This is a genomic window from Candidatus Blochmanniella chromaiodes str. 640 (genome assembly GCF_000331065.1).
In the GTDB taxonomy this organism is placed as follows: domain Bacteria; phylum Pseudomonadota; class Gammaproteobacteria; order Enterobacterales; family Enterobacteriaceae; genus Blochmanniella; species Blochmanniella pennsylvanica.
Map to the genome: position 1 here is coordinate 637317 of NC_020075.1, position 24844 is coordinate 662160.

Sequence of the window (24844 nt, forward strand, 5' to 3'; positions counted from 1 at the left end):
AAATAAGTATGGAAAAATTCACTAAACGTATTCGATAATTCTCTATAAGAGAGAAGAATTTATAATCATTTAATTAAAACATTTAATATTAGGAAAATACTTTATGTTATCAAAAAAAATATTAGCTAATGCTATACGTATATTAAGCATAGATGCTATACAACAAGCCAATTCTGGACATCCCGGCTGTCCCATGGGCATGGCGGATATTGCTGAAGTATTGTGGAGAGATTACTTAAATCACAACCCAAACAATCCCAACTGGATTAATAGAGACCGATTTGTTTTATCTAATGGACATGGATCAATGCTGCTATATAGCATACTACATTTAACTGGATACAAAATATCTATAGAAGATCTAAAAAATTTTAGACAATTAAACTCAACAACACCCGGGCATCCAGAATATGGGCATACGGATGGCATTGAGGTTACAACAGGGCCGTTAGGGCAGGGTCTTGCTAACGCTGTAGGATTTGCAATTGCTGAACGAACACTAGCAGCTCAATTTAATCGCGCACAGTTTAATATCATCAATCATTATACTTATGTATTTTTAGGAGATGGATGCATGATGGAAGGTATTTCTCATGAAGCTTGTGCGCTAGCTGGAACTATGAAATTAAATAAATTGATTATATTTTACGATAATAATGGTATTTCTATAGACGGAAATGTACAAGAATGGTTCACAGATGATACTGCTATGCGTTTTGAATCTTATGGATGGCATGTGGTACGTAATGTAAATGGACATAATAGAAATTCTGTTAAAGCTGCAATTGATCAAGCTCAATCCACATTAGATAAACCATCATTGTTAATATGTAATACTATTATTGCTTTCGGAGCTCCAAATAAAAGCGGAACACATAGCGCTCACGGTGCTCCATTAGGAGCAGAAGAAGTGGCTGCTACTCGAAAAGCGCTTAATTGGAATGAACCTCCATTCGTCATACCAAAAGAAATATATAAATCATGGAATGCCACGATACTGGGACAAAAAAAAGAAGATAATTGGCAACAACTTTTTCAAAAATACCAAGTTACCTATCCTAATTTAGCAAAAGAATTAATAAGAAGAATACAACGACAATTACCCGAAGATTGGCATAAAAAAACACAAAAATTTATTGAAAATTTACAAGTGCATTCTCAAAATATTGCTACACGTCAAGCTTCTCAAATTACAATTGAATTTTTTTCTAAAGAATTACCAGAGCTTTTTGGTGGATCATCAGACTTAACACCCAGCAATTTGACAACTTGGTCTCAATCTTCTTCTATTATGAAAAATCCTGCCGGAAATTATATTCATTACGGTGTACGTGAATTCGGGATGACTGCTATTGCCAATGGAATTGCTAATTATGGATCTTTTTTACCTTATACTGCTACATTTTTAACATTTGTTGAATACGCACGCAACGCGGTTCGCATGGCGGCATTAATGAATAGTCATCATATTATGATTTATACTCATGATTCTATTGGATTAGGAGAAGATGGTCCAACTCATCAACCTATAGAACAATTATCAAGTTTACGTATGACTCCCAATTTAATAGTATGGCGTCCCTGTGATCAAGTAGAAACAGCAATTGCCTGGAAATCAGCAATTGAACACCACGGGCCAACCGCATTGATTTTGTCTAGACAAAATCTCATGCAGCAAGAACGCACATCAACACAAATTAATAACATTAATCGCGGAGGATATATTCTTAAAGATTGTCAAAATATCCCTGAATTAATTATAATTGCTACTGGGTCAGAAATAATATTAGCAATACAAGCATATTACCGATTAACCGATGAAGGCTATAAAATACGAGTCATCTCGTTACCTTCTACTAATATATTTGATCAGCAAGATAAATCATATCGTGAATACGTATTACCAAGCACAATAATTAATAGAATAGCTATCGAAGCTAGTAGCACTGACTATTGGTATAAGTATGTTGGAATATATGGTGAAATCATTGGTATGAAAACATTCGGAAAATCAGCTCCATCACATCAATTATTTAAATTTTTTGACTTTACTGTAGACTACGTGATCAATAAATCATATAAATTACTCAAAAAATCCTAAAACAACAGATCACCAAAAATGTTTAATTTTTATAAAAAACATCCTATATACAACTATATCAATAAATATCGGTATAGTTGTATATCTGAATTTTACATTGATTATATATATGATTTATTCGTGTGAATTATTAAATTCAAAATAATTTTATCAGAACTATTATCACGGGAAAATATAAAATGAATTATTCAGCGCTAATAACATTAGCTCAAAAATTAATTCAGCAACCTTCGGTTAGCCCAAACCATCATAGTTGTCATGAAATAATTGCAAATTATTTAGAAAAACTAAATTTTAATGTAGAGTTAATGCGCTTTGATAACACCCTTAATCTTTGGGCATTTCATAGTTGTAAAAAACAACAAAAACACACCACATTATTGTTTATTGGGCATACTGATGTGGTCGATCCTGGAGATCCTCAATACTGGGATTACCCTCCGTTCTCAGGATTAGTACATAATAATATATTACATGGGCGAGGCGCAATTGATATGAAAGGGGCATTAGCAGCTATGTTAGTAGCCTCTGCCAATTTTATCGACCAACATCCTAATTATCAAGGGCGGATTGCATTTCTTATCACTTCTGACGAAGAAGGCAGTGGTCTCAACGGAACCACAAAAGTTGTAGAATCTCTAATTGCACGTAATGAACATATAAACTATTGCATAGTCGGAGAACCATCCAGTCAAGATCAACTAGGTGATGTTATAAAAAATGGTAGACGTGGATCACTTACTGGACAACTGACAATACATGGATCTCCAGGACATGTCGCATATCCTCAATTCTCTAAAAATCCAATACATTTAATCATTCCAGCACTATCAGATTTACTAAACATTACATGGGATCAAGAAAAAAGTATATTATTTCCTCCTACTGCTATGCAAATTACTAATATTTATTCTAATCATAAGAACAACAATGTTACACCCCATACAGTTATATTAAATTTTAATGTACGCTTTAATGATAAATGTTCTATTGACAATATTAAAAGATACATAAATGACATATTCACACGTCATACTTTACTTTATAATATCAATTGGAAACTTTCTGCAGAGCCTTATTTTAGTAAACCTGGACAATTAACTAACGTTGCAATCAATGCAATTAAATATTACCAAAAATTTGAACCTCGATTAGAAACTACAGGAGGTACTTCTGATGGACGTTTTATAGCTAAAATGGGAACAGAAGTCATAGAATTAGGAGCACGTAACCATATGATTCATAAAGTTAACGAATATATTGATCTAATTGATTTAAAATTACTTAGCTCTATATATAAAAAAATTATAGAAGATTTAATACTAATACAATAAATGCATAATGTATTATTATAGCAGTTCTGAAACTAAGATACATTTTTATTATATGAGGGAATAATTGAATACTGAATAATAAACATGTAGTTATTATTTTTAATACATATATTGAAAATAATCTCAACAAACAAGTATTACTGATTGCTTATATTAAAATTAATCTTCAATATTAATTAAACATGATTCATGTGACATATCTGTAGAAAAAATTAACGGAGGACATATATCTAGTTGTTTACCTACTTTTTGAGCAATAGTATTATCTTCTTTAGTAACATCAGGAATAACATAATCATCATATGATATAGGTAATACACCATCTAAATCTTCCGGTATATTTAATTCTACCAAAGATGCCGCATCTAAATATGATAAATCACCATTGAGCTTACAACGTTCTTCCTGGCTTGTTCCTAAAGAACAAGCTGATAGTAATATCATACACAAAATCTCTAAAAAAGTTAACATTATAACCCTTATATAAATAATTATTTATAATTAGACTGATTATAAAATAACCCTGAATCTATTAAAGCTTGCTTTAGAACATCACGATGTACCTCAGATAAAACAGTCATAGGTAAACGCAAAACATAATGCGATATTAATCCTAATTCTTTACAAGCCCATTTCACTGGTATAGGATTAGAATCAATAAATAGCGCTTGGTGCACAGGCATTAAGCGCTGATTAATGTGTTGTGCGTTTGAAAAATCATTTTCATTTGCTAACTTACATAACTCAGCCATTTCCTTTGCAGCAATATTTGCTGTAACGGAAATTACCCCAACTCCTCCAAGTTTCATAAAATCTAATGCACTTAAGTCATCTCCACTCAACAAAATAAAATCTTCATGAACCAACTGTTTTAATTGATTTACTCTATTTAAGTTTCCTGTCGCCTCTTTAATACCAATTATATTTTTTATCTTTGCTAAGCGAGAAACAGTAATCGGTAACATATCGCAACCAGTACGTATTGGAACGTTATACAATATCTGAGGTAAATCTGTGCTTTCTGAAATAGCCTTAAAATGTTGAAATAATCCTTCTTGATTGGGACGATTATAATAAGGGGTTACACTTAAACAAGCTGCTATATCACTATCATTAAATTTATTAGTTAATGCAACCGCCTCTGCCGTTGAATTAGCACCAGTACCCGCTATAACGGGCAATCTACCATCGCTAAACTCTAAAGTACGCATAACCACATCAACATGCTCTTCATGTGTAAGCCCAGACATCTCTCCAGTTGTACCAACGGAAACAATAGCTGACGTACCACTGACTACATGATGATCAACAAGTTTTTTTAAACTTATTCGATCTACAGCGCCATTTAAATCCATTGGGGTAATTAATGCTACTATACTTCCCATAAACATGAACTATTGTCTCCAATAAACAGAATCTGTAAAATATTGTTATTCAATAAAAACATTCAAATAAAATGGCAAAAAAAATATCAAATAAAAATATTAACCGCTCGTCATATATAACAAACAATAACATTATTTTTAATAATATTAAAATATATGTTTATTAATAAACATGCTTATCTTTTACTACCGTTTAATATTTTAAATTAATTAAAAATTATTTTCATTATATTTTTAATTATTAAGTAAATTATTCTTCGTTAATAATATTTAAAAATATTATAATTTAAAATTTTTTAAAAATAATTTTAATCGCTTTCTTATATTAAAGCCTAATTTTTTCATGAACATACATAAACATAAAATTTTTTTATTAAATAATTTATGTATTTCTATACAGAGGTTAAAAATAATATTAAAATTTAATCGTGAATTATTTAGTGTATATATAACTATTGATTATTAATGGAGTATATAATGGCATTATTGCAGCCTGGAGACACAGCACCTCAATTTAATTTACCTGATCAAAATGGTGTTTTAGTCAGTATCGATTCTCATATAGGAAGAAAAAAAATTCTTATTTATTTCTATCCTAAAGCCATGACACCAGGATGTACTATACAGGCACGTAAATTAAGAGACAATATGGATACATTCAGAAAATTAGGTATAGAGGTAATTGGAGTTAGTAACGATAAATCAGAAAAACTTTTCAAATTCTCTAAAAAAGAAATGTTAAACTTTACTTTACTTTATGATGAAAACTTCCAAATTTCCAAGAAATTTGGAGTGTGGGGAGAAAAAAATTCTATGGGAAAAACATATAACGGCATACATCGTGTCAGTTTCATCATCGACCAAACTGGTACTATCGAACAAGTATTTAAATCTTTTAAACCTATTGATCATGATCGGATCGTACTACGTTATCTACATGATAAACATGCATCACCACATAGATAACAGCGCATGTGTATATATGCATGTATATCTTTATATTATTATTATTATTAATTTTCGATGAAAAATCCGTAATATAAGATCTGTATAGCAAATACACTTAAAACAATTAAAAAATTCTTAATTATAAGAGATCATATATTATTTAGTTCCAAATGTTTTATCACCTGCATCTCCAAATCCTGGTATAATGTAACCGTTTTTATTAATTTTTTGATCTATAGAGGCTAAGTATAATTCAATATCTGGATGTTTTTCTTCCAAAGCTTCAATTCCTTCTGGGGCCGCTACTATCGATAAAACCTTTATATTATTACATCCAAATTTCTTTAATAAATCAATAGCAGCAATTATCGATCCGCCAGTAGCTAACATAGGATCTAACACCATAGCCATACGTTCATTAATATTGGAAACTAATTTATGAAAATACGGAATCGGCTCAAAAGTAATTTCATTACGATAAATCCCTATTATACTAATACGTGCACTTGGAAGGTGCTCCAATACACCATTCATCATTCCTAATCCAGCGCGTAAAATTGGTACCACTGTTATTTTTTTTCCCTTAATACGCGCAATTTTCACCAATCCACACCACCCTTTAATAGTTACTATTTCCACTTCTAAATCATCGGTAGCTACATAAGTTAATAGACTACCTAATTCTGAAGACAATTCTCTAAAACGTTTCGTGCTAATATCACAAATACGCATTAGCCCTAATTTGTGACGTACTAATGGATGTTTAATTTCAACTATTTTCATATCAATTTTGTTCTCCATGAAAGCAAATACTTAAGCCTAAGCAATTATACTTTCAAATATCAATTTAAATAATATCCCATATTTAGATAATAAATATGGGATATTATTTAAATTGATATTTGAAGAATTTTATTGATGAAATAAAAATTCACTTTTAATATATTAAATCATTTACTCTCCTATATACAATGTATATCAAATACAAACAGCGGAATTATATAACACAATCTATCTATATTATGATTTTAATTTTAATAAATATCATTTTAAGTTACAACTATTGCAAATAGCATCATCATATTGTGCTTAAAAATAAAATAAATATTCAAATACAGTGTGTTATGTTATGATGGAGACGTACTTATCTCCAAAGAAACTTATATAAAAACATCTGCATCAAAAATTAGAAGTATTTTATTAATATTTCATATTATATTAACAATAATTAAATCTCTATATTTTCACACAAACACCGTGTAAGTCAAAATAAGTATGATAAATAATCACACAAATTATTTAATAATTAATTTTTTAAATCCATAAAAAATCAATCCCCTCAAAAAAAATAAATAACTTTTATTAATTTTAATCTAATTTATTTTGAATAAAAAACATTTTACAATGAAAATGTGTTTCATAACGAAACATGCTTTAATAAATAATAATTTTAAAATTAAATAAAAACATATATTTCATAGAATATTTGTGATTTCTATCAAGAAATGTTACAATGAGGGATTATCTTAATAATTTTCACATTCTTTTTATGAAAAGAAAAAAAAAAATACGAGTTGCCAAATGGATATTATTAATCAGTTTTTCAATATTATTTGCTAGATTAATCTACGCTTCTATAAACGCCTGGAATTACCACAAAACCCGTAATAACAATATCGTTACTCCTTCCTGCTATATATTTAGACAATAACCCGTGATTGTTCTATGCTAGACATAATTTTTTCAATCATTTTACATACGGAAATACACACAGCCGTAATTTAATATTTAATTAAACAATTTTTACATTTCCTGTTCTGGTTCTGGTATCAAGCAACCGTTAAAATGAAAGAACACAAATACAAGTAGATGCGGAAGATCTACATCAAATACATAATTAATATATATATCTATATAGTTTTTTAAAAATTCATATGTTTATTTTTCATAACAAAATCGTTATTACGAGAAAATTTCAACGAACTACTATATTATTCTCTATTACAAATAGATAATCGTTGTCTCAAAATAAAATCAACAACGGATTGTACACCATGACCTGTTTTTAAATTAGTAAAAGACCACGGTAAACCTTTACGCATAAGATTTGTATCACGATTCATTATTTCCAACGATGCTCCCACATATTCAGCTAAATCAATTTTGTTAATTATTAAAAAATCAGAACGTGTAATACCTGGTCCACCTTTTCGAGGTATTTTATCACCTGCAGCTACATCAATAACGTATAAATTTAAATCTGACAATTCTGGACTAAAAGTAGCACTCAAATTATCTCCACCACTTTCAATAAAAATAATATCCAAATTATTAAACTTCGATATTAATTCTTCTACAGCTAATAAATTCATAGAAGCATCTTCACGAATAGCAGTATGTGGACATCCTCCAGTTTCTACTCCAACAATACGGTCAGCCGACAAAGCATCTGCTTCTATCAAAACACGTTGATCTTCTTTAGTATAAATATCATTAGTCACCACTGCTAATTGATAGCTATCCTTCATTCTTTTACATAACACTTCAAGCAATGCGGTTTTACCTGATCCTACAGGACCTCCTACACCTATACGCAATGGTTTTTTATATTGATTTAATAACAAAACACATGCCCCTCAATTAAAAATTGATTATCCATATAATATATTTTATAAACGTATATTTTATTAACAATAAAATACTTTTAGGAACGAAATAATCGTGAATATTGTGTCTCATGACAGGCGGATGCTATAGATTGCAACAGAAAACCATTGCCCAGTTCATGATCTGCTATCATATCAGATTTCTTCCAATCATTAGGAAGGCGCTCCATCAAGGATCTTAATAATCTCTGAGCAGTTATTTGCCCAAAAGGCACCAGTTTCAAACCTGCCATTGTAGCAGATTCCAACATATTATAGGCATATCCTAACGCTAAATTTTCTAAAGAAATACTCCACGTATACCCTAACCATGCTATAGATGCTAAGCCACTATGTTCTAAAGCTGATAACCAAGTATCTCCATCCGTAAATGGATACCATTGCGATATTATTCTCGACAACGCTTTCCCGCGTTGTCTCTCTTCTAATCTAAGCTCATGAGTATCACGATAGGACAATATCCTTAACGCACATTGGAAAAAATTCATTTCATCTCTAATTTGAGCATAATAGTAACAACGTTTAAGCATCGGCCATTCTAAATAAATTAATGGCCCATCAATCCATTGTTGTTGCCAAGAATAAAAAGTTTCTACAGAATTAACCCAATTATTTTCTACCGCCCACTCTAAACCTCGTGAATAAGCAAAACTTCCCACAGGAAAGTTAGAACTAACCAATTGCATTAAAGACAAGACTGAATTAATACCGTGATCAGCACACATAATTATAATAATATAAATAATATTTATAAAATATTAACATAAATATCATTGTAGTCTCAAATTATTATCAAAATAACAATCACAAAAAACTCTATTTCTTTATTCAAAATAGTATTTATTTCATTATATCGAAAATTTCGTTAAAATATACCTAATAAATACCACAATACAACACTATATTGTAAATCTTATTGATAAGAATATATCAGTGTACATATAGCATTAAACTTCTACCTATATTATAAACATCCATCCTTGTAATATTTAGATTTCCAGTTACCACCACACAATATCATTAAAGATCGCTACACATTGTAAATCACATATACAATTCTTCATCGCTATCAAATATAATAATATTAATAATTTTTGTTATTACCCCTCATACCAAAAAACAATTATTCAAAGCATTTAATAAAAAAAACAATATCTACTTTATATATATCACGTGTGATTATATTTCACGTTAAAACAGAAAATAACGTTGTGACATTGGTAATACAGATGCAGGCTCGCAAGTTAATAATTCTCCATTAGCACGTACTTGGTAAGTTTGAGAATCTACTTCAATAACTGGTTGCCAAGAATTATTAATCATATGCTTCTTTTGAATATCTCTGCAATGACGAACCTCACCAATCAAACTAACCAACTTTAAATAATCTGTTAATTCTGAATTATAAGCAACTTGAGATAGAAAAGTCATACGTGTAGCATGTTTTGCTTTACCACGCGCTCCAAACATTAATCGATAATGTACTGGTTGAGGAGTAGGTATAGAAGCATTAGGATCTCCCATAACAGAAGAGATAATCATACCGCCTTTAATTATTAACTCTGGTTTAACTCCAAAAAAAACAGGAGACCATAGTACTAAATCTGCCAATTTTCCTATTTCAACAGAACCAACTTCATGAGAAATTCCGTGAGTTATCGCTGGGTTAATTGTATATTTAGCAACGTACCGTTTTATGCGAACATTATCATCATATCTAGTAGCATCACCTAATAATGAACCTCTCTGTAGTTTCATCTTATGTGCTGTCTGCCAAGTACGTAAAATCACTTCTCCGACTCGTCCCATAGCTTGAGAATCAGAAGAAATCATAGATAAAGCTCCAAGATCATGTAATACATCTTCAGCTGCAATTGTCTCCCTCCTAATTCTAGACTCTGAAAATGCCATATCTTCAGGAAGATTAGGATTAAGATTATGACAAATCATCATCATATCTAAATGTTCATCTATTGTATTAACAGTATAAGGCATAGTAGGATTGGTAGACGATGGTAACACATTAGAAAATCCACACATACGTATAATATCTGGAGAATGTCCTCCACCCGCGCCCTCAGTATGATAAGCATGCACTGTTCTACCTTTGATAGCAGATAAGGTATCCTCAACAAATCCTGATTCATTTAAAGTATCAGTATGCATAGAAACCTGAATATCAAAACGATCAGCCACATTTAAACAACAATCGATAGCAGCAGGTGTTGCACCCCAATCTTCATGCACCTTTAAACCAATCGCCCCTGCAATTATTTGTTCTTCTAAAGAATCAGGAAAAGAAGCACTACCTTTACCGGTAACCCCAATATTAATAGGTAAGGTATCTGCTACTTGTAGCATACGAGATATAAACCAAGGACCTGGAGTACAGGTAGTTGCATTACTTCCTGTTGCCGGTCCAGTACCGCCTCCAATAAATGTAGTAATTCCGGAACACAATGCTTCTTCTACTTGCTGAGGACAAATAAAATGAACATGAGCGTCTATTCCTCCAGCTGTAACAATCTTACCTTCCGCTGCTATTATCTCTGTTCCAGGGCCAATAGATATTGTCACATCTGGCTGTACATCCGGATTTCCTGCTTTTCCAATACCTGATATACGACCATTATTAATACCAATATCTGCTTTTATTATTCCCCAGTAATCAAGAATTACTGCATTAGTCAATACTAAATCAACACAATCTTTACTACTCATTTGTCCTTGACCCATACCATCTCGTATAACTTTGCCTCCCCCAAATTTTACTTCTTCCCCATACACAGTAAAATCTTTTTCTATTCTTATCCACAATTCAGTATCTGCTAATCGTACAGAATCGCCAATAGTTGGTCCAAATAAAGAGGCATAATCATGCTTGGATAATAACATAACTAATCTAACTTTCCCATAATGGCTTTACAAAACCCATAAATTTTACATGCACCTGCATATTTTACAAGTTCTACGGTCCTAAACTGTCCTGGTTCAAAACGTATTGCTGTTCCTGATGGAATATTTAAACGAAATCCACGAGTGATAACTCGATTAAATTTTAAAGCACTATTAACCTCATAAAAATGAAAATGAGAACCAATCTGTATGGGCCTATCTCCAGTATTTATAACTGTTACTAAGACTTGTTGTCTTCCAGCATTCAATTCTATATTTCCATGAGAAATATAGAATTCACCTGGTATCATAATATTATTGGTATCCTCATTCATTCATTAAATTATTGGATCATGTACTGTTACTAATTTGGTTCCATCACTAAAAGTAGCTTCTACTTGTACATTAGTAATCATTTCAGGTACTCCTATCATAACATCATCTCTAGTCAATACGTTTTTACCTACATCCATCAATTCCGCAACACTTTTCCCTTCACGAGCACCCTCCAAAATTACAGCGCTAATTAATGCTATTGCTTCTGGATAATTTAATTTTAACCCGCGATTTCGACGTTTTTCTGCTAACAATGCTGCTGTAAATAACAATAATTTATCTTTTTCCCGAGGTAATAACTTCATAGATTTTCCTGACTTATGTCAACCAAATACGCGGTAGCATAGCTTTTCTCCCTATTATAAAAGGACGTATAGTATACCAAATATGATGAAGCATTTTTTTTAAATACTGATTGTCATTACCTAATAATCGTACTACAAGAATCTCATCTAACAATGTAGCGCCTCCAACTTGAAAATGTTTAACTGATGTTATTAATTTACGTACCTTATATAATGTTTTTTCATCCGATGGAACAGCAAAAAGTAAAGCACTTATTCGGAACCCGCCTAATTTCATAACACAATTTAATTCATTAATCCGAAAACGTTCCTGTAATCCAATTGAATCAGATAAACAAATATTCAGATGGATATCTACTTCCTCCGGATAAGTAGAAGTACCTAATGATAAATTTCCAAAACATAACATATCAAATGATATAACTCTAGATCCTTGTTCTATAATAAAAGTAGTATCTATTTTTGCTTTAGATTTAGGAAAAAAAATACTACTTTGAGGAACCCATTCTAAAGAAGTATTACGTTCTAATCTAAATACATGTTTCTGTTCTGAATACAAACCGTTACTACGATAAAATTTAGCAGCACCGGGTGTCGTTAACAATACCCGGCTGTTTGATTCTAATTTAACATCCAGTACTAATTTATCCCCTCCCACTAATCCACCAGGAGGATGTAACAAATATACATGCGGAGTGTTATCGTTTTCAGAGTAAAAAACTTTTTTCACGTAAAACGGACCAACATGCTTACATCTGGTCAACACACTACGTCCACCACGTAAAGCAAAATTTAATCTTAACTCCCCTAACCAACCGTCAATAAAATTTTGAGATAATTCGTCACTCATTAAAATGAAAAATAAAATATTTTCAAAAATTAAAACAATACATCCATTACAAAAATTATTAGAACAATAATAACCACATTAACTTTTATAAAACACTATGAAATAATTATTACGCGTATATATATTTATTGTTATGTAGTTTATGATGTCATCTCTACAAGAGATGACATCATAAACTACATAAATACCAATCCTCATAACATATATACATATTTAATTTTATAGCATTAATTGCATACTCTTCTTATTGTATTATAAAATTTTTACTATTGATACACATTTAATGAGTAAAGTATGTACTTCCATAGTGGAAGTACATACTTTAAATTGTAGGTCACATAAAACAATAAAAGTACACAAAAATATATAACCTATAACTGTATAATACATTTATTCCCATTCAATAGTAGCTGGAGGTTTTGAGGAAATATCATACACCACACGAGATACTTCCTCAACTTCATTGACGATACGATTAGATACCTTATTTAAAAAATCATAAGATAAATAAACCCAATGTGCTGTCATAAAATCTATAGTTTCCACTGCACGAAGAGCAATTACCCACTTATACTTACGTTGATCACCCTGTATTCCTACTGAATGAGTTGGTAAAAATACTGCGAAGGCCTGACTAATTTTGGAATATAAATGTTCACGCTTAAGTTCTTCGATAAAAATAAAATCCACTCTACGTAAAATATCGCAATATTCTTTTTTTACTTCACCTAATACTCTAATAGCCAACCCAGGTCCTGGAAACGGATGACGATAAGCTATATCATAAGGTATCCCTAAATCCAATCCAATACTGCGAACTTCATCTTTAAATAAATTTCTTATAGGCTCTAGTAATTGAATATCCGTAATTCCACAAAAACCACCTACATTATGATGCGATTTAATCACATTTTTAAAAGAAGATAAAGATACACCAGATTCAATAACATCTGAATATATAGTACCTTGAGCTAACCATTTTACAGCTACTAAATTACGAATCTGCTCTTCAAAAACTTCTGTAAAAACTCTACCAATTATTTTCCTCTTTTTCTCTGGATCATTAACTCCAATTAAAGCATTGAAAAATCGTTGTTCTTGCGACAGATAAATAATATCTAAATTACAATTTAGAGCACAAAAATTTTTAATTCGATCAAATTCATAATTTGATAATAACCCATTATCAATATAAAGACAGATAAATTGATGACCAATTGCGCGTCGTAATAATAAAGCTGTAACAAGGGAATCAATCCCACCTGAAAACCCAAGCACTACTTTATCATTACCTACTTTTACACGAGTATCCATAACAATATCATCAATAATATTCGCTATTTTCCAAGAAGATTTACAGCGACAAATACACGTAATAAAACGTTCTAAAATACTTTTTCCTTTTTTAGTATGGGTAACTTCCGGGTGAAATTGAACACCATATAAATGACGATCTTCATTCGCCATCATAGCAACTTTTCGATACTTATTAACACCAATAACCGTAAAATCTTTGGGAACAGTAGTAACAACGTCCCCGTGACTCATCCATACATCAAGAGCAAAACACCCCGTAACATCATCAACATAATCATAGATATCATTTATAAAAATGCTTTTAGAAAGAATTGTTACTTGAGTACAACCAAATTCACGCTGCGCAATAACACGTTCTACTCGCCCGCCTAGTTGAAACGACATAATTTGCATACCATAACAAATTCCAAATATAGGTATACCTAATTGAAACACAAATTCAGGAATATACGGAAAATCACTATCGATAACACTATAAGGACCTCCAGAAAGAATAATACCATTAGGATTAAATGCATATACTTGAGATTTACTAATGTTCCAAGAACAAGATTCAGAATATACTCCTAATTCACGAATCCTTCTCAACAACAACTGAGTGTATTGAGATCCAAAATCTATTACTAAAATACGATGATTATTACATTTCACATTATATCTTATTCTATTATTTATATTGATCTATCATTGATTAACCACATGTTAATGATCAACTACGTTCGTGATACCGCGCCGCACAAACTGCAAAAATAATGCAGTAATACACACATAAACTTAACTAGTTATTAATAATCATCGTAAACGATAATTAGGAGATTCCTTTGTTATCATTACATCATGCACATGGCTTTCCTGCATGCCCGAATAACTGACACGCACAAACCTAGCGTGCGTCCTCAAATCATTAATAGTAACACAGCCTGTCAATCCCATACAAGAACGCAATCCACCCATTAATTGATGTATAATCGTCTCTAATTTTCCTTTATAAGGGACACGTCCTTCTATCCCTTCCGGAACCAATTTATGAGTAATGACGGGATCCTGTTGTTGAAAATATCTATCAGCAGAGCCTTGAGACATAGCCCCTAAAGAACCCATACCTCTATAAGTTTTAAAAGATCTGCCCTGATAAAATTCTATATCTCCTGGTGATTCCTCTGTACCTGCTAACAACGAACCAATCATTACACAATGCGCGCCAGCCGCTATTGCTTTAGCAATATCACCAGAAAAACGAATACCACCATCCGCGATAACCGGGACATTCGTATTTTTTAAGGCTTCTGCTACATCAGAAATAGCTGTAATTTGTGGAATCCCTACACCAGTAACAATACGAGTTGTACAAATAGAACCAGGCCCAATACCAACTTTCACTGCGCTAGCACCAGATTTGACCAATTCTAATGCACCTTCTTTTGTAACAACATTGCCCCCTATAATTGATAAATTAGGATACATATTTCGAACTGTTGCAATACAATCTAATACTCTCTCTGAATGCCCGTGAGAAGAATCAACAAGTAATACATCTAAACCAGCATCAACCAACCCTTCAACACGCTCTTTATAATCCTCTCCTACTCCAATAGCAGCTCCAACACATAACCTTCCATAATTATCTTTGCACGCATATGGTTTACGTTCTGCTTTTTCAAAATCCTTTGCAGTGATCATACCTTTAAGACGAAATGCAGCATCAATCAACAAAATTTTTTCTACTCTTTTATCATGCATTTTACTTAATACTACTTCTCTATTTTCCTTTTCCAACACTGTAATTAAACGTTCTTTAGGAGTCATAACAGAAAAAACAAAATTTGATAAATCACTGACAAACCGAACATCACGACTCGTAACAATTCCAACTAACTCATTTGTGTTCATCACAACTGGATAGCCAGCAAAACCATTGCGAGAGGTCAACTCCTTCACTTGCAATAAAGTCGTATCAGGAGTAACACATTGAGGATTCGTTACTATTCCGCTTTCATAACGTTTAACCCGACGTACCTCATTAATCTGGTGATCCAAAGACATATTTTTATGAATAAAACCCACCCCGCCTTCTTGCGCTAAAGCGATAGCTAGACTTGACTCAGTCACTGTATCCATCGCCGATGATACAACAGGAATGTTCAAAGAAACAGCACTAGTCAAAAAACTTTTTAAAACCGTCTCCGCAGGAAGCACCCTCGAACGAGACGGAACGATCAACACATCATCAAAAGTCAAAGCCTCTTTAACAAAAGTCAACATTACAATTATCAGTATACCCTATACTACAGTAACGACACTACTACGGCGGTAATTTCTTTTCATCACCCCATGTCTTCCAAAACCAAAAATTTAAACAACGCATACCAAAAACACAGACACCAAACAACCAAATTCAAAAACCAAATCCCAAACATCAATAGACTAACTCTATAAGATCAAGGAAAAGCACACTATAGATTATAATTGTGTTCTATAACACCTAACATTGTTAATTTTATCATGAATTATATAATTAATCAAGTTTAGAATGCAGGTTATAAAAATTAATCATTATAGAATTTTATTAAAATTAAATATAAATTATTATGGTATTAATTATAATTATATTGTATGCGTGATGTATCAACAATTAAGTTTTTATTAAAATAAAATTATTATTTTAATTACGTTATTTGTATTGAACGTTAAAAATATGATTTAATGCTGTTTTTAGTTATTTTTTTGATATTTATTTTTATTTCTTTATTGAGATATGATCTAATTATAAGGATTTTTGTGTGGTGTGTAAATTACATGTTATTAAAATTTTTTGTCTTAGTTACGGTAACTAAATATGTTAAGTATATTATTATTTGAGTAAATATATGAGTAATGTTGCTGTTATAAATCAACAACATCGATTGATTAAAATTACATCTTCAGCAGATATAGTGCTGATTGGTGCTGGGATTATGAGTGCAACTTTTGGTATGTTCTTAACAATTCTTGAGCCGACTTGGAGAATTCATATATATGAGCGTCTTAGTCAACCAGCACAGGAAAGCTCTAATGTATGGAATAACGCTGGTACAGGACATGCAGCATTTTGCGAGCTTAACTATACCCAGTATAACAATAAAAATTGTTCCGTTGATATTTCAAAGGCTATTGCTGTTAATGAAGCGTTTGAAATATCGCGGCAATTTTGGGCATATTTAGTAGAAATAAAAGTACTTAAATATCCTAATTCTTTTATTAATAATGTACCACATATGAGTTTTGTATGGGGCGAAGAAAACGTTTGTTTTTTAAAAAAACGCTTTCAAGCATTGCTGAATAGTGTTTTGTTTAGTGGTATGGTATATTCGGAAGATTTACAGCAAATTCGTCAGTGGGCTCCTCTTATTATTGATGGACGTAATATATCGCAGAAAATAGCCGCTACTCGCATGGAGATGGGTACCGATGTTAATTTTGGAGCGCTTACTCAGCAATTGTTGAATGAATTAAAAAAAAATGTAAATTTTAAAATGTATTTACAGCATGATGTTGTATCTGTACAAAATAATAACGACGCAACTTGGGATGTGCATGTAATTGATCGACGGTGTAAGCACAAAAAATGTATTCGTACAAATTATGTTTTTATAGGAGCTGGAGGAAGATCTCTTAGTCTTTTGCAAACTTCTGGAATTCCAGAAGTTTATGGATATGCTGGATTTCCGGTAGGAGGTCAGTTTTTAGTCACAAAAAATCCGAAGATAGTTGCACAACATTTAGCTAAAGTGTATGGGAAAGCATCTGTTAACGCGCCTCCAATGTCAGTACCTCATATAGATACTAGAATATTAAATGGTGAGAAGATTTTGCTGTTTGGCCCATTCGCAACTTTCAGTAGTAAATTTTTAAAATATGGATCATGGTTAGATTTATTTCATTCTTTAAATAAGCATAATGTTATTCCGATTTTGCAAGCTGGGATAGATAATTTTAATTTGATTAAGTATTTAATCAATCAGTTAGTTATGTCAAACATGAACCGTATTGACGAGCTTAGAGAATACTATCCGACAGTTAACCCGTCAGATTGGACTTTAGTAACAGCAGGACAGCGTGTTCAAATTATTAAAAGAAATAGCAACAGGAGAGGTATTTTACAATTTGGAACAGAGGTGGTTAATTCAAGTGATGGTACTTTATCGGCGCTTCTTGGTGCATCTCCTGGGGCATCTACTGTAGTTTCAATAATATTACAACTTTTGAATACAATGTTTGATAATAAAATTAATAGTGATGTGTGGAAAAATAAAATTATAGATATGATCCCATCATATACTAAGAATTTAAATGGTGATCTTATATTAGTAAATAAAATTAGACAATATACTTGTAATGCTTTGAAATTAAATTATATAGAAGCAATAGATCGTTAAAGATCAATATGTTCGTTGATTATTTTCAATTCTGCACAAATAAAAATTGCTCGCGTTGCGTCTGTATATATTATATACGACATATTTTTATTTTTTAATAAATGGATTAATATTATCTTTAAATTGAATGTGTAATAAAACACCTGTGATGTTTAACATACGATAAAAATATTTTTTTAGATATCGTTTATAATCATCAGGTAATTTGCTGACGTGAGTGCCATGGATAATCAGAGTTAATGGTTCATGTTTTCCAATATGGATATATTTGGGTTTAATTCTTTTACCATGTAAAAATGGGGGAGGGTATTTCGTGATTGCAGCGTGCAATGTTCGGATTAAATATGCTGTATTGATGGTTTTTGTATAACGAGAACGTAAATTTGTTGCTTTGATTGATTGAAATAACGTTTTAATTCCATTCCCGTACAATGCTGAAATAAAATGTATTTGAGTAAAATTAATAAAATTTATTTTTTCGTATAAATTTTTTTTAGTTGTATTGCGCAAATCTGGGGATATCAAATCCCATTTGTTAATAACGATTATTAATGCTTTACCATAATTTAGGATAAATTGTAACAAATGTAAATCTTGGTCAGATATCCCCAGATTTGCGTCTCCTATGAATAGGAGGACGTGCGCGGTCTTAATGATTCGAAATGTTTTTAGAATGGAAATTTGCTCCGCTACATTATCTATTCTTTTATTTTTTTGTACGCCTGCTGTATCAATCAATATGTATTTTTGTTTGTCATATATTATAGGTAAATGAATGCAATTTCGAGTAGTTCCTGGTGTACTACAGGTAATCATACGGGTTTCTCCTAAAATATGATTGACAAAAGTAGATTTACCGGAATTGGGGCGTCCTACAACAGCTACTGCGATAGCAGTATTTACTTTATTAAATGACGGATTAATGATGTGGTTTTGATAAATAGTATTATTTATATGACTTTCAGGTATTTTATTGTTGAAAAAAAATATATTTTTTGAAATTAATGAAGATATTTTTTCTAATAAATTATCAATTCCATGCCCATGAATCGCTGAAATAAAAATAATATTTTTTATACCAAAAGAACAATAATCCCATATCATTGTGTGTATATGATGTGGGATGTTATCAATTTTATTAATGACAACAAATATGTTTTTTTTTATTTTTTTTAAAAAATTAAAAATATCATTATTTATAGATGTTCCTACAGATTGTCTATCCATAACAAATAATAAAATGTCAGCTTCTTGCATTGCGAGAATTGTTTGATAGGTTACGTAACTTTGAATATTTTCTGTTTTTGTACTACAAAATTTATCAATACCCCCAGTATCAATAAGAATAGATTTAAATTGTTTGCATTGAAAATAACCATATTGTCGATCTCGTGTTAATCCTGGATAATTAGATATTAAAGCATCACGTGTATGTGTTAATTTATTGAATAAAGTAGATTTACCTACATTTTTTTGCCCAATTAGAGTGATGATAGGTAGCATTATTTAATTACCCATAAATAAGCGATTGTATAAATACACATAGTATCAGTCTTAAATAACACAATAAAGCTATTTCTATTTTGAATAATTATTTAATAATTAAAGTATAATATAATCATTACAAATTCTAGCAATAGCTCTTATTAGTTACCGAAAGATTAGATTTTATTTTTTCGAGTATGTATAAATAGATTAATGCTTAAATAATTTTGATCTGCATCGTCTCATAATTTTAATTTTATGTATATTCTTCAAACCTGCTAAGATGCGCTAAGTATTAGCGATACTATATTTTATAGAAAAATTCATATCATTTTTATGATTATTTATTATCAGTAGAATTACTCGTAATATGTAGTATATGTTTTAATCTTTCAGAAACTGCATCATGTTTTAATATTTCTTGAGTTTTTGATCGTAAATTTTTTAGAATAATCGTTTTGTCAAGAGCATTTTTTTCGTTCATGATTAATACGATTTGTGGTTTATGTTTATTAGCACAATAAAATTGTTTTTTTATATCATCTCCTCCATGATGTACCATTAATCGCAGAGATGGTAATGTTGAACGAATATTTTCAGACAATAACATTGCATGTTTTCGAGAATTGTCTCCTATACTAATGAAATATACATCAATATATATATTTTTATGTAAAATGGTAATATTATTAATTTCTTGTATTAATAATATTACACGTTCTAATCCTATGGAAAATCCTATCGCAGGTACTGAATATCCTCCTAATTCTTGGACTAATTCATCATAACGACCACCAGCACAAATAGTTTTTTTTACTCCTAAACTATCAGTAACCCATTCAAAAACTGTTTTGTTATAATAATCTAAACCGCGTACTAAGTACGGATTAACCCTGTACGACACTCCTAAGAGATTTAATAATTGACATAATTCAGAAAAATGAACACGTGAATCATCATCTAGATAATCGCTTAATATAGGCGCATTAAGTAGTAATTCCTTAGTTTTAGTATTTTTGGTATCTAAGATACGCAATGGATTAGAATATAAACGACGTAGAGCATTGCTGTCCAAATTGCTTAAATTTTTTTCCAAAAAAGTTATTAATTTTTTACGATAATTTATTCTAGATGATAAAGAGCCAATTGAATTTAGTTCTAACGATACATGATGATTAATTCCTAATTTTTTCCAACAACGAGCAGTAATTAAAATTAACTCAGCATCTATGTCAGGTCCTATTTGACCAAAAGCTTCAGCACTAAATTGATGAAATTGCCTATAACGTCCTTTTTGGGGGCGTTCATAGCGAAACATCGGACCGAGATACCACAGACGTTGTTCTTGGTGATAAAACAGCCCATGCTTAATACCCGCGCGGACGCATCCAGATGTTCCTTCTGGACGTAACGTTAAATTATTACCGTTGCGATCAGTAAAATTATACATTTCTTTTTCTATTACATCTGTCACTTCTCCGATTGAGCGTTTGAATAAATTTGTGTCTTCAATAATAGGAAATCTAATCTCCTTGTATCCGTAACTGCCTAATATAGTTATAAGTATATTTTCTATGTATTGCCATAGAATCGTATCTTTCGGCAAATAATCATGCATACCGCGGACAGATTGGATATTTTTATCATATTTAAGCATTTGTAATCTTCAATTATTTATTATATGTGATAGGGTAGTGTTGTGGTTATTTTGGTCTAATAATTTAGATTTAGCTCGAATACGACGTTCTAATTCTTCAATTATTGATATGTTATCACAGCGTTTTTGTTGTCGTATACCATCTTCATATATACCACTTTTATTACGTGCGCCGGCAACACCAATGGTTGATTTTAATGCTTCTCCTGGTCCGTTAACTACACATCCAATAATAGATACATCCATAGGCGTTGTAATATCACTTACTTTTTCTTCTAACGCATTAACTACATTGATTACGTTAAATTCTTGTCGAGCACATCCCGGACAAGCTATAAAATTAATACCATGAGCACGAATTCTTAAAGCTCTTAAAATGTCAAATGCCACCTTAACTTCTTCTATAGGATCTGTAGCTAATGATATACGTATTGTATCCCCGATGCCTTCGTTTAATAAGAAACCTACAGCCATTGCAGATTTTACTGTCCCATTACGCAAAGCCCCAGCTTCAGTAAGACCTATATGTAATGGTTGATCTATTTTTGATGCTAATGCGCGGTAGGCTTGTATTGTGATTAGTACATCAGAAGATTTAACGCTAACTTTAAATTGATGAAAGTTTAATTTATCTAAAATATCTACATGTCTCATTGCTGATTCTAATAATACATTTTCTGTTGGATTTCCGTCATACTTTTTTTGTAAATCACGCTCAAGAGATCCAGAATTTACACCAATACGAATAGATATATTTTTATCTTGAGCACAATGCACTACAGATCGAATACGTTTATTATTCCCGATATTACCGGGATTGATACGTAAGCAATCTGCTCCGTATTCAGCTACTTTTAATGCAATACGGTAATCAAAATGAATATCTGCTACTAATGGAGTATTAATTACTTGTTGTTTAATTATTTTGAAAGCTTCAGCTGCATCCATAGTAGGTATCGATATTCGGACAATATCTACTCCTGCTTTTTTTAGGGCATTAATTTGAGCAACTGTTTCTAAAATATCTGTAGTACGAGTATTTACCATGGATTGTACCGCAATAGGCGCGCCGTCTCCAATAGGGACATTGCCAATATAAATACGTGTAGATTTTCGACGAACAATGTTCGTAAAATTATTCATATAATCTCCCATATTTTCATGTTTTTACACAATAAATATATTTTTTGAATTTATTGATTATATCAATTAAGAGATTTAATTATATTTATAATAGGAATCATAATTTTTATAATTTTATGATACATAGCAATATGCGTAATTGTCATATTACATTTATGACCCTTTTTTAAAAAATTCCGTCTTATTAATCTTATAATAATATTAAATACAACGATATTGTTTATAACGAGTTATATTGTAAATTTATACGGTTAATTACTTCTCCTGTTAATTGTCCACAGGCAGCATTAATGTCCGCTCCTCTTATTTTACGTATGATGGTTATTATATTGTATTTCAATAAAACTTTAAGAAATGCACGCATACGAATCTGTGAGCTACATGCATATCGTATATTTGGAATTGGGTTCCATGGGATCAAGTTAATTTTACACGGAATACCTTGAAGTTGTTTTGCTAATTGATGGGCATGAAGGACATCGTCATTAATATTTTTTAACAATACATACTCTATTGTTATTCTACCGTGATTAGATTTAGTGTCTATCGAATACCTACGCGCTGCTTCTAATACACTATTAATATTGTACTTTTTATTAATTGGCATAATTTTATTTCTAATGATATCATTTGGAGCATGTAGAGATATAGCTAATGGGATGTCAATCATATTTTTTAATTTTTCTATACCTGGTACGATCCCAGCAGTTGAGAGCGTAATATGTCGTTTCGATAACTTAAAACCAAGGTCATCTAATATAATTCTGATCGCCGATACAACGTTAACAATATTTAATAATGGCTCTCCCATACCCATAAACACTATATTAGTAATAGGAAATCTATTATTTTTTATTTTTATTTTTTTATTAAGATTAATAAATTGCGCTGCTCTCCAAACTTGACCAATTATCTCCGATACATTCAGATTTCTGTTAAATCCCTGTTGCGCTGTTCCACAAAAACTACATCCTAAAGGGCATCCAATTTGTGATGAAACACACAAAGTGGTTCTCTTATTTTCAGGGATATAAACTGTTTCGATTTGTTGTTCATCAATTTTCATAGCCCATTTAATTGTTCCATCTGAAGATAGTTGTTCTTTTATAATGATTGGTGCACGGATTTCCGCTATTTGTTTCAATCTGATTTTTAGAGACTTACTTATATTTGTCATGTAATTAAAATCGTCACAATAATAATGATATATCCATCTCATTATTTGATGAGAACGAAAAGGTTTTTCACCTAATTTATCAAAAAAAATTAGTAATTCTTCTTTGTTCATGTTAAGTAAATTAACTTTTTTCACATACATAAAGATATATTTCTCAAGATCCAATTTTGCGAAAGTTGATCAACAGTAATGCTCTATGAGCATTTGCTCAATAGAAATTGACTACATTACCGGCATTCTTTTTAACTTAAATTGATCTATATTTTGCGTTAACATTATTTTTTTGATAAAATAATTTATTAATCAAAAATCATTTTTTTGTATAGCTAAAATGATTACTTTTATAAAAGATAATGTATCTGTATGTTTTTATGTATCAAAGAAATAGGAAATTTCACGTATAGCAGATTTTTTAGAATCCGATCCATGGATGGCATTTTTAGTATAGTTATAACCATAATCAGATCTAATGGTGCCTGCTAACGCATTCGCTGGATCAGTGGCTCCCATAATTTCCCTATTGCGTTGTATCGAATTATTACCTTCCAGTATTTGTACAAATACTGGTCCAGAAATCATAAAATTTACTAAACTGTCAAAAAAATATTTTTTTTGATGTTCAAAATAAAACTCAGAAGCTTGTATATATGTTAATTGCAACATTTTAGCTCCCACAATAGTAAGACCAGCAGTCTCGAATCTACTAATTATAGATCCGATTATGTTTTTAGCAACAGCATCTGGTTTTATGATTGACAGCGTATTTTCTTTGCAAACCATAAAAACTCCTATTAATCATTTACTAATATTATTGTATAGAAAATAAATAT

At 31.1% G+C, this 24844-nt stretch carries 20 protein-coding genes; 4 read left to right on the forward strand and 16 right to left on the reverse strand.

Going from position 1 to position 24844, the window contains the following annotated elements; translation table 11 throughout:
* Window positions 1-103: 103 nt before the first annotated feature.
* Together tkt and dapE are read left to right on the forward strand one after the other, a co-directional pair.
* Complete coding sequence (gene tkt / locus BCHRO640_RS02650) at window positions 104-2101, forward strand: transketolase (RefSeq protein WP_015344759.1); 1998 nt, start codon at window positions 104-106, stop codon at window positions 2099-2101.
* A 179-nt stretch (window positions 2102-2280) separates the two neighbouring features.
* Window positions 2281-3435, forward strand: a complete 1155-nt coding sequence (gene dapE / locus BCHRO640_RS02655; RefSeq protein ID WP_015344760.1) for a succinyl-diaminopimelate desuccinylase — start codon at window positions 2281-2283, stop codon at window positions 3433-3435.
* 159 nt (window positions 3436-3594) lie between these two features.
* Here the strand turns inward: dapE and bamC are convergent, their stop codons facing one another.
* Complete coding sequence (gene bamC / locus BCHRO640_RS02660) at window positions 3595-3879, reverse strand: outer membrane protein assembly factor BamC (protein ID WP_236608095.1); 285 nt, start codon at window positions 3877-3879, stop codon at window positions 3595-3597.
* A 47-nt stretch (window positions 3880-3926) separates the two neighbouring features.
* Complete coding sequence (gene dapA / locus BCHRO640_RS02665) at window positions 3927-4826, reverse strand: 4-hydroxy-tetrahydrodipicolinate synthase (protein WP_015344762.1); 900 nt, start codon at window positions 4824-4826, stop codon at window positions 3927-3929.
* 471 nt (window positions 4827-5297) lie between these two features.
* Here dapA and bcp point away from each other — a divergent pair, with 471 nt between their 5' ends.
* Entirely contained in the window at window positions 5298-5786 is a 489-nt protein-coding gene (gene bcp / locus BCHRO640_RS02670) for a thioredoxin-dependent thiol peroxidase (RefSeq protein WP_015344763.1), read from the forward strand.
* A 138-nt stretch (window positions 5787-5924) separates the two neighbouring features.
* On the opposite strand, the gene upp is transcribed toward bcp, so the two are convergent.
* The 9 genes from upp to guaB all read right to left on the reverse strand — a co-directional run bounded on the left by upp (window position 5925) and on the right by guaB (window position 16399).
* Window positions 5925-6551 (reverse strand): uracil phosphoribosyltransferase, encoded by a 627-nt coding sequence (gene upp / locus BCHRO640_RS02675; RefSeq protein WP_015344764.1) that lies wholly within the window; start codon window positions 6549-6551, stop codon window positions 5925-5927.
* Window positions 6552-7759: 1208 nt separating this feature from the next.
* Entirely contained in the window at window positions 7760-8392 is a 633-nt protein-coding gene (ureG, locus tag BCHRO640_RS02680; RefSeq protein WP_015344766.1) for an urease accessory protein UreG, read from the reverse strand.
* Between the two features lie 80 nt (window positions 8393-8472).
* The gene (locus BCHRO640_RS02685) at window positions 8473-9159 is read right to left on the reverse strand and encodes an urease accessory protein UreF (protein WP_015344767.1); all 687 of its coding nucleotides are present in this window, start codon (window positions 9157-9159) and stop codon (window positions 8473-8475) included.
* Window positions 9160-9625: 466 nt separating this feature from the next.
* Entirely contained in the window at window positions 9626-11329 is a 1704-nt protein-coding gene (ureC, locus tag BCHRO640_RS02690; RefSeq protein WP_015344768.1) for an urease subunit alpha, read from the reverse strand.
* A gap of 2 nt (window positions 11330-11331) precedes the next feature.
* Complete coding sequence (locus tag BCHRO640_RS02695; protein WP_015344769.1) at window positions 11332-11640, reverse strand: urease subunit beta; 309 nt, start codon at window positions 11638-11640, stop codon at window positions 11332-11334.
* Window positions 11641-11667: 27 nt separating this feature from the next.
* Complete coding sequence (locus tag BCHRO640_RS02700; protein WP_011283065.1) at window positions 11668-11970, reverse strand: urease subunit gamma; 303 nt, start codon at window positions 11968-11970, stop codon at window positions 11668-11670.
* Window positions 11971-11983: 13 nt separating this feature from the next.
* Window positions 11984-12820: an urease accessory protein UreD gene (locus BCHRO640_RS02705; RefSeq protein ID WP_015344770.1), complete on the reverse strand. Its 837-nt coding sequence runs from the start codon at window positions 12818-12820 to the stop codon at window positions 11984-11986.
* 390 nt (window positions 12821-13210) lie between these two features.
* Entirely contained in the window at window positions 13211-14788 is a 1578-nt protein-coding gene (gene guaA, locus BCHRO640_RS02710; RefSeq protein WP_015344771.1) for a glutamine-hydrolyzing GMP synthase, read from the reverse strand.
* A 141-nt stretch (window positions 14789-14929) separates the two neighbouring features.
* A complete protein-coding gene (guaB, locus tag BCHRO640_RS02715; protein WP_015344772.1) occupies window positions 14930-16399 on the reverse strand; it encodes an IMP dehydrogenase in 1470 nt (489 codons plus the stop codon).
* Between the two features lie 605 nt (window positions 16400-17004).
* Here guaB and mqo point away from each other — a divergent pair.
* Window positions 17005-18552, forward strand: coding sequence for a malate dehydrogenase (quinone) (mqo, locus tag BCHRO640_RS02720; protein ID WP_015344773.1), 1548 nt, complete (start codon window positions 17005-17007; stop codon window positions 18550-18552).
* 87 nt (window positions 18553-18639) lie between these two features.
* Here the strand turns inward: mqo and der are convergent, their stop codons facing one another.
* The 5 genes from der to ndk form a co-directional block, all read right to left on the reverse strand.
* The gene (gene der / locus BCHRO640_RS02725) at window positions 18640-20055 is read right to left on the reverse strand and encodes a ribosome biogenesis GTPase Der (RefSeq protein ID WP_015344774.1); all 1416 of its coding nucleotides are present in this window, start codon (window positions 20053-20055) and stop codon (window positions 18640-18642) included.
* A 322-nt stretch (window positions 20056-20377) separates the two neighbouring features.
* Window positions 20378-21694, reverse strand: coding sequence for a histidine--tRNA ligase (gene hisS / locus BCHRO640_RS02730; protein ID WP_015344775.1), 1317 nt, complete (start codon window positions 21692-21694; stop codon window positions 20378-20380).
* A gap of 9 nt (window positions 21695-21703) precedes the next feature.
* Window positions 21704-22837 (reverse strand): flavodoxin-dependent (E)-4-hydroxy-3-methylbut-2-enyl-diphosphate synthase, encoded by a 1134-nt coding sequence (gene ispG, locus BCHRO640_RS02735; RefSeq protein ID WP_015344776.1) that lies wholly within the window; start codon window positions 22835-22837, stop codon window positions 21704-21706.
* 220 nt (window positions 22838-23057) lie between these two features.
* A complete protein-coding gene (gene rlmN, locus BCHRO640_RS02740; protein ID WP_015344777.1) occupies window positions 23058-24179 on the reverse strand; it encodes a dual-specificity RNA methyltransferase RlmN in 1122 nt (373 codons plus the stop codon).
* Between the two features lie 204 nt (window positions 24180-24383).
* Window positions 24384-24794, reverse strand: coding sequence for a nucleoside-diphosphate kinase (ndk, locus tag BCHRO640_RS02745; protein ID WP_015344778.1), 411 nt, complete (start codon window positions 24792-24794; stop codon window positions 24384-24386).
* Window positions 24795-24844 lie beyond the last annotated feature (50 nt).

Bases quoted from the DNA above. Each gene is read 5' to 3' on its own strand.
- mqo (WP_015344773.1), top strand. From the start codon at position 17,005: ATGAGTAATGTTGCTGTTATAAATCAACAACATCGATTGATTAAAATT.
- ndk (WP_015344778.1), bottom strand. From the start codon at position 24,794: ATGGTTTGCAAAGAAAATACGCTGTCAATCATAAAACCAGATGCTGTT.
- bcp (WP_015344763.1), top strand. From the start codon at position 5,298: ATGGCATTATTGCAGCCTGGAGACACAGCACCTCAATTTAATTTACCT.
- tkt (WP_015344759.1), top strand. From the start codon at position 104: ATGTTATCAAAAAAAATATTAGCTAATGCTATACGTATATTAAGCATA.
- BCHRO640_RS02685 (WP_015344767.1), bottom strand. From the start codon at position 9,159: ATGTGTGCTGATCACGGTATTAATTCAGTCTTGTCTTTAATGCAATTG.
- BCHRO640_RS02700 (WP_011283065.1), bottom strand. From the start codon at position 11,970: ATGAAGTTATTACCTCGGGAAAAAGATAAATTATTGTTATTTACAGCA.
- der (WP_015344774.1), bottom strand. From the start codon at position 20,055: ATGCTACCTATCATCACTCTAATTGGGCAAAAAAATGTAGGTAAATCT.
- dapE (WP_015344760.1), top strand. From the start codon at position 2,281: ATGAATTATTCAGCGCTAATAACATTAGCTCAAAAATTAATTCAGCAA.
- guaB (WP_015344772.1), bottom strand. From the start codon at position 16,399: ATGTTGACTTTTGTTAAAGAGGCTTTGACTTTTGATGATGTGTTGATC.
- BCHRO640_RS02705 (WP_015344770.1), bottom strand. From the start codon at position 12,820: ATGAGTGACGAATTATCTCAAAATTTTATTGACGGTTGGTTAGGGGAG.
- hisS (WP_015344775.1), bottom strand. From the start codon at position 21,694: ATGCTTAAATATGATAAAAATATCCAATCTGTCCGCGGTATGCATGAT.
- bamC (WP_236608095.1), bottom strand. From the start codon at position 3,879: ATGATATTACTATCAGCTTGTTCTTTAGGAACAAGCCAGGAAGAACGT.
- ureC (WP_015344768.1), bottom strand. From the start codon at position 11,329: ATGTTATTATCCAAGCATGATTATGCCTCTTTATTTGGACCAACTATT.
- dapA (WP_015344762.1), bottom strand. From the start codon at position 4,826: ATGTTTATGGGAAGTATAGTAGCATTAATTACCCCAATGGATTTAAAT.
- ispG (WP_015344776.1), bottom strand. From the start codon at position 22,837: ATGAATAATTTTACGAACATTGTTCGTCGAAAATCTACACGTATTTAT.
- BCHRO640_RS02695 (WP_015344769.1), bottom strand. From the start codon at position 11,640: ATGATACCAGGTGAATTCTATATTTCTCATGGAAATATAGAATTGAAT.
- upp (WP_015344764.1), bottom strand. From the start codon at position 6,551: ATGAAAATAGTTGAAATTAAACATCCATTAGTACGTCACAAATTAGGG.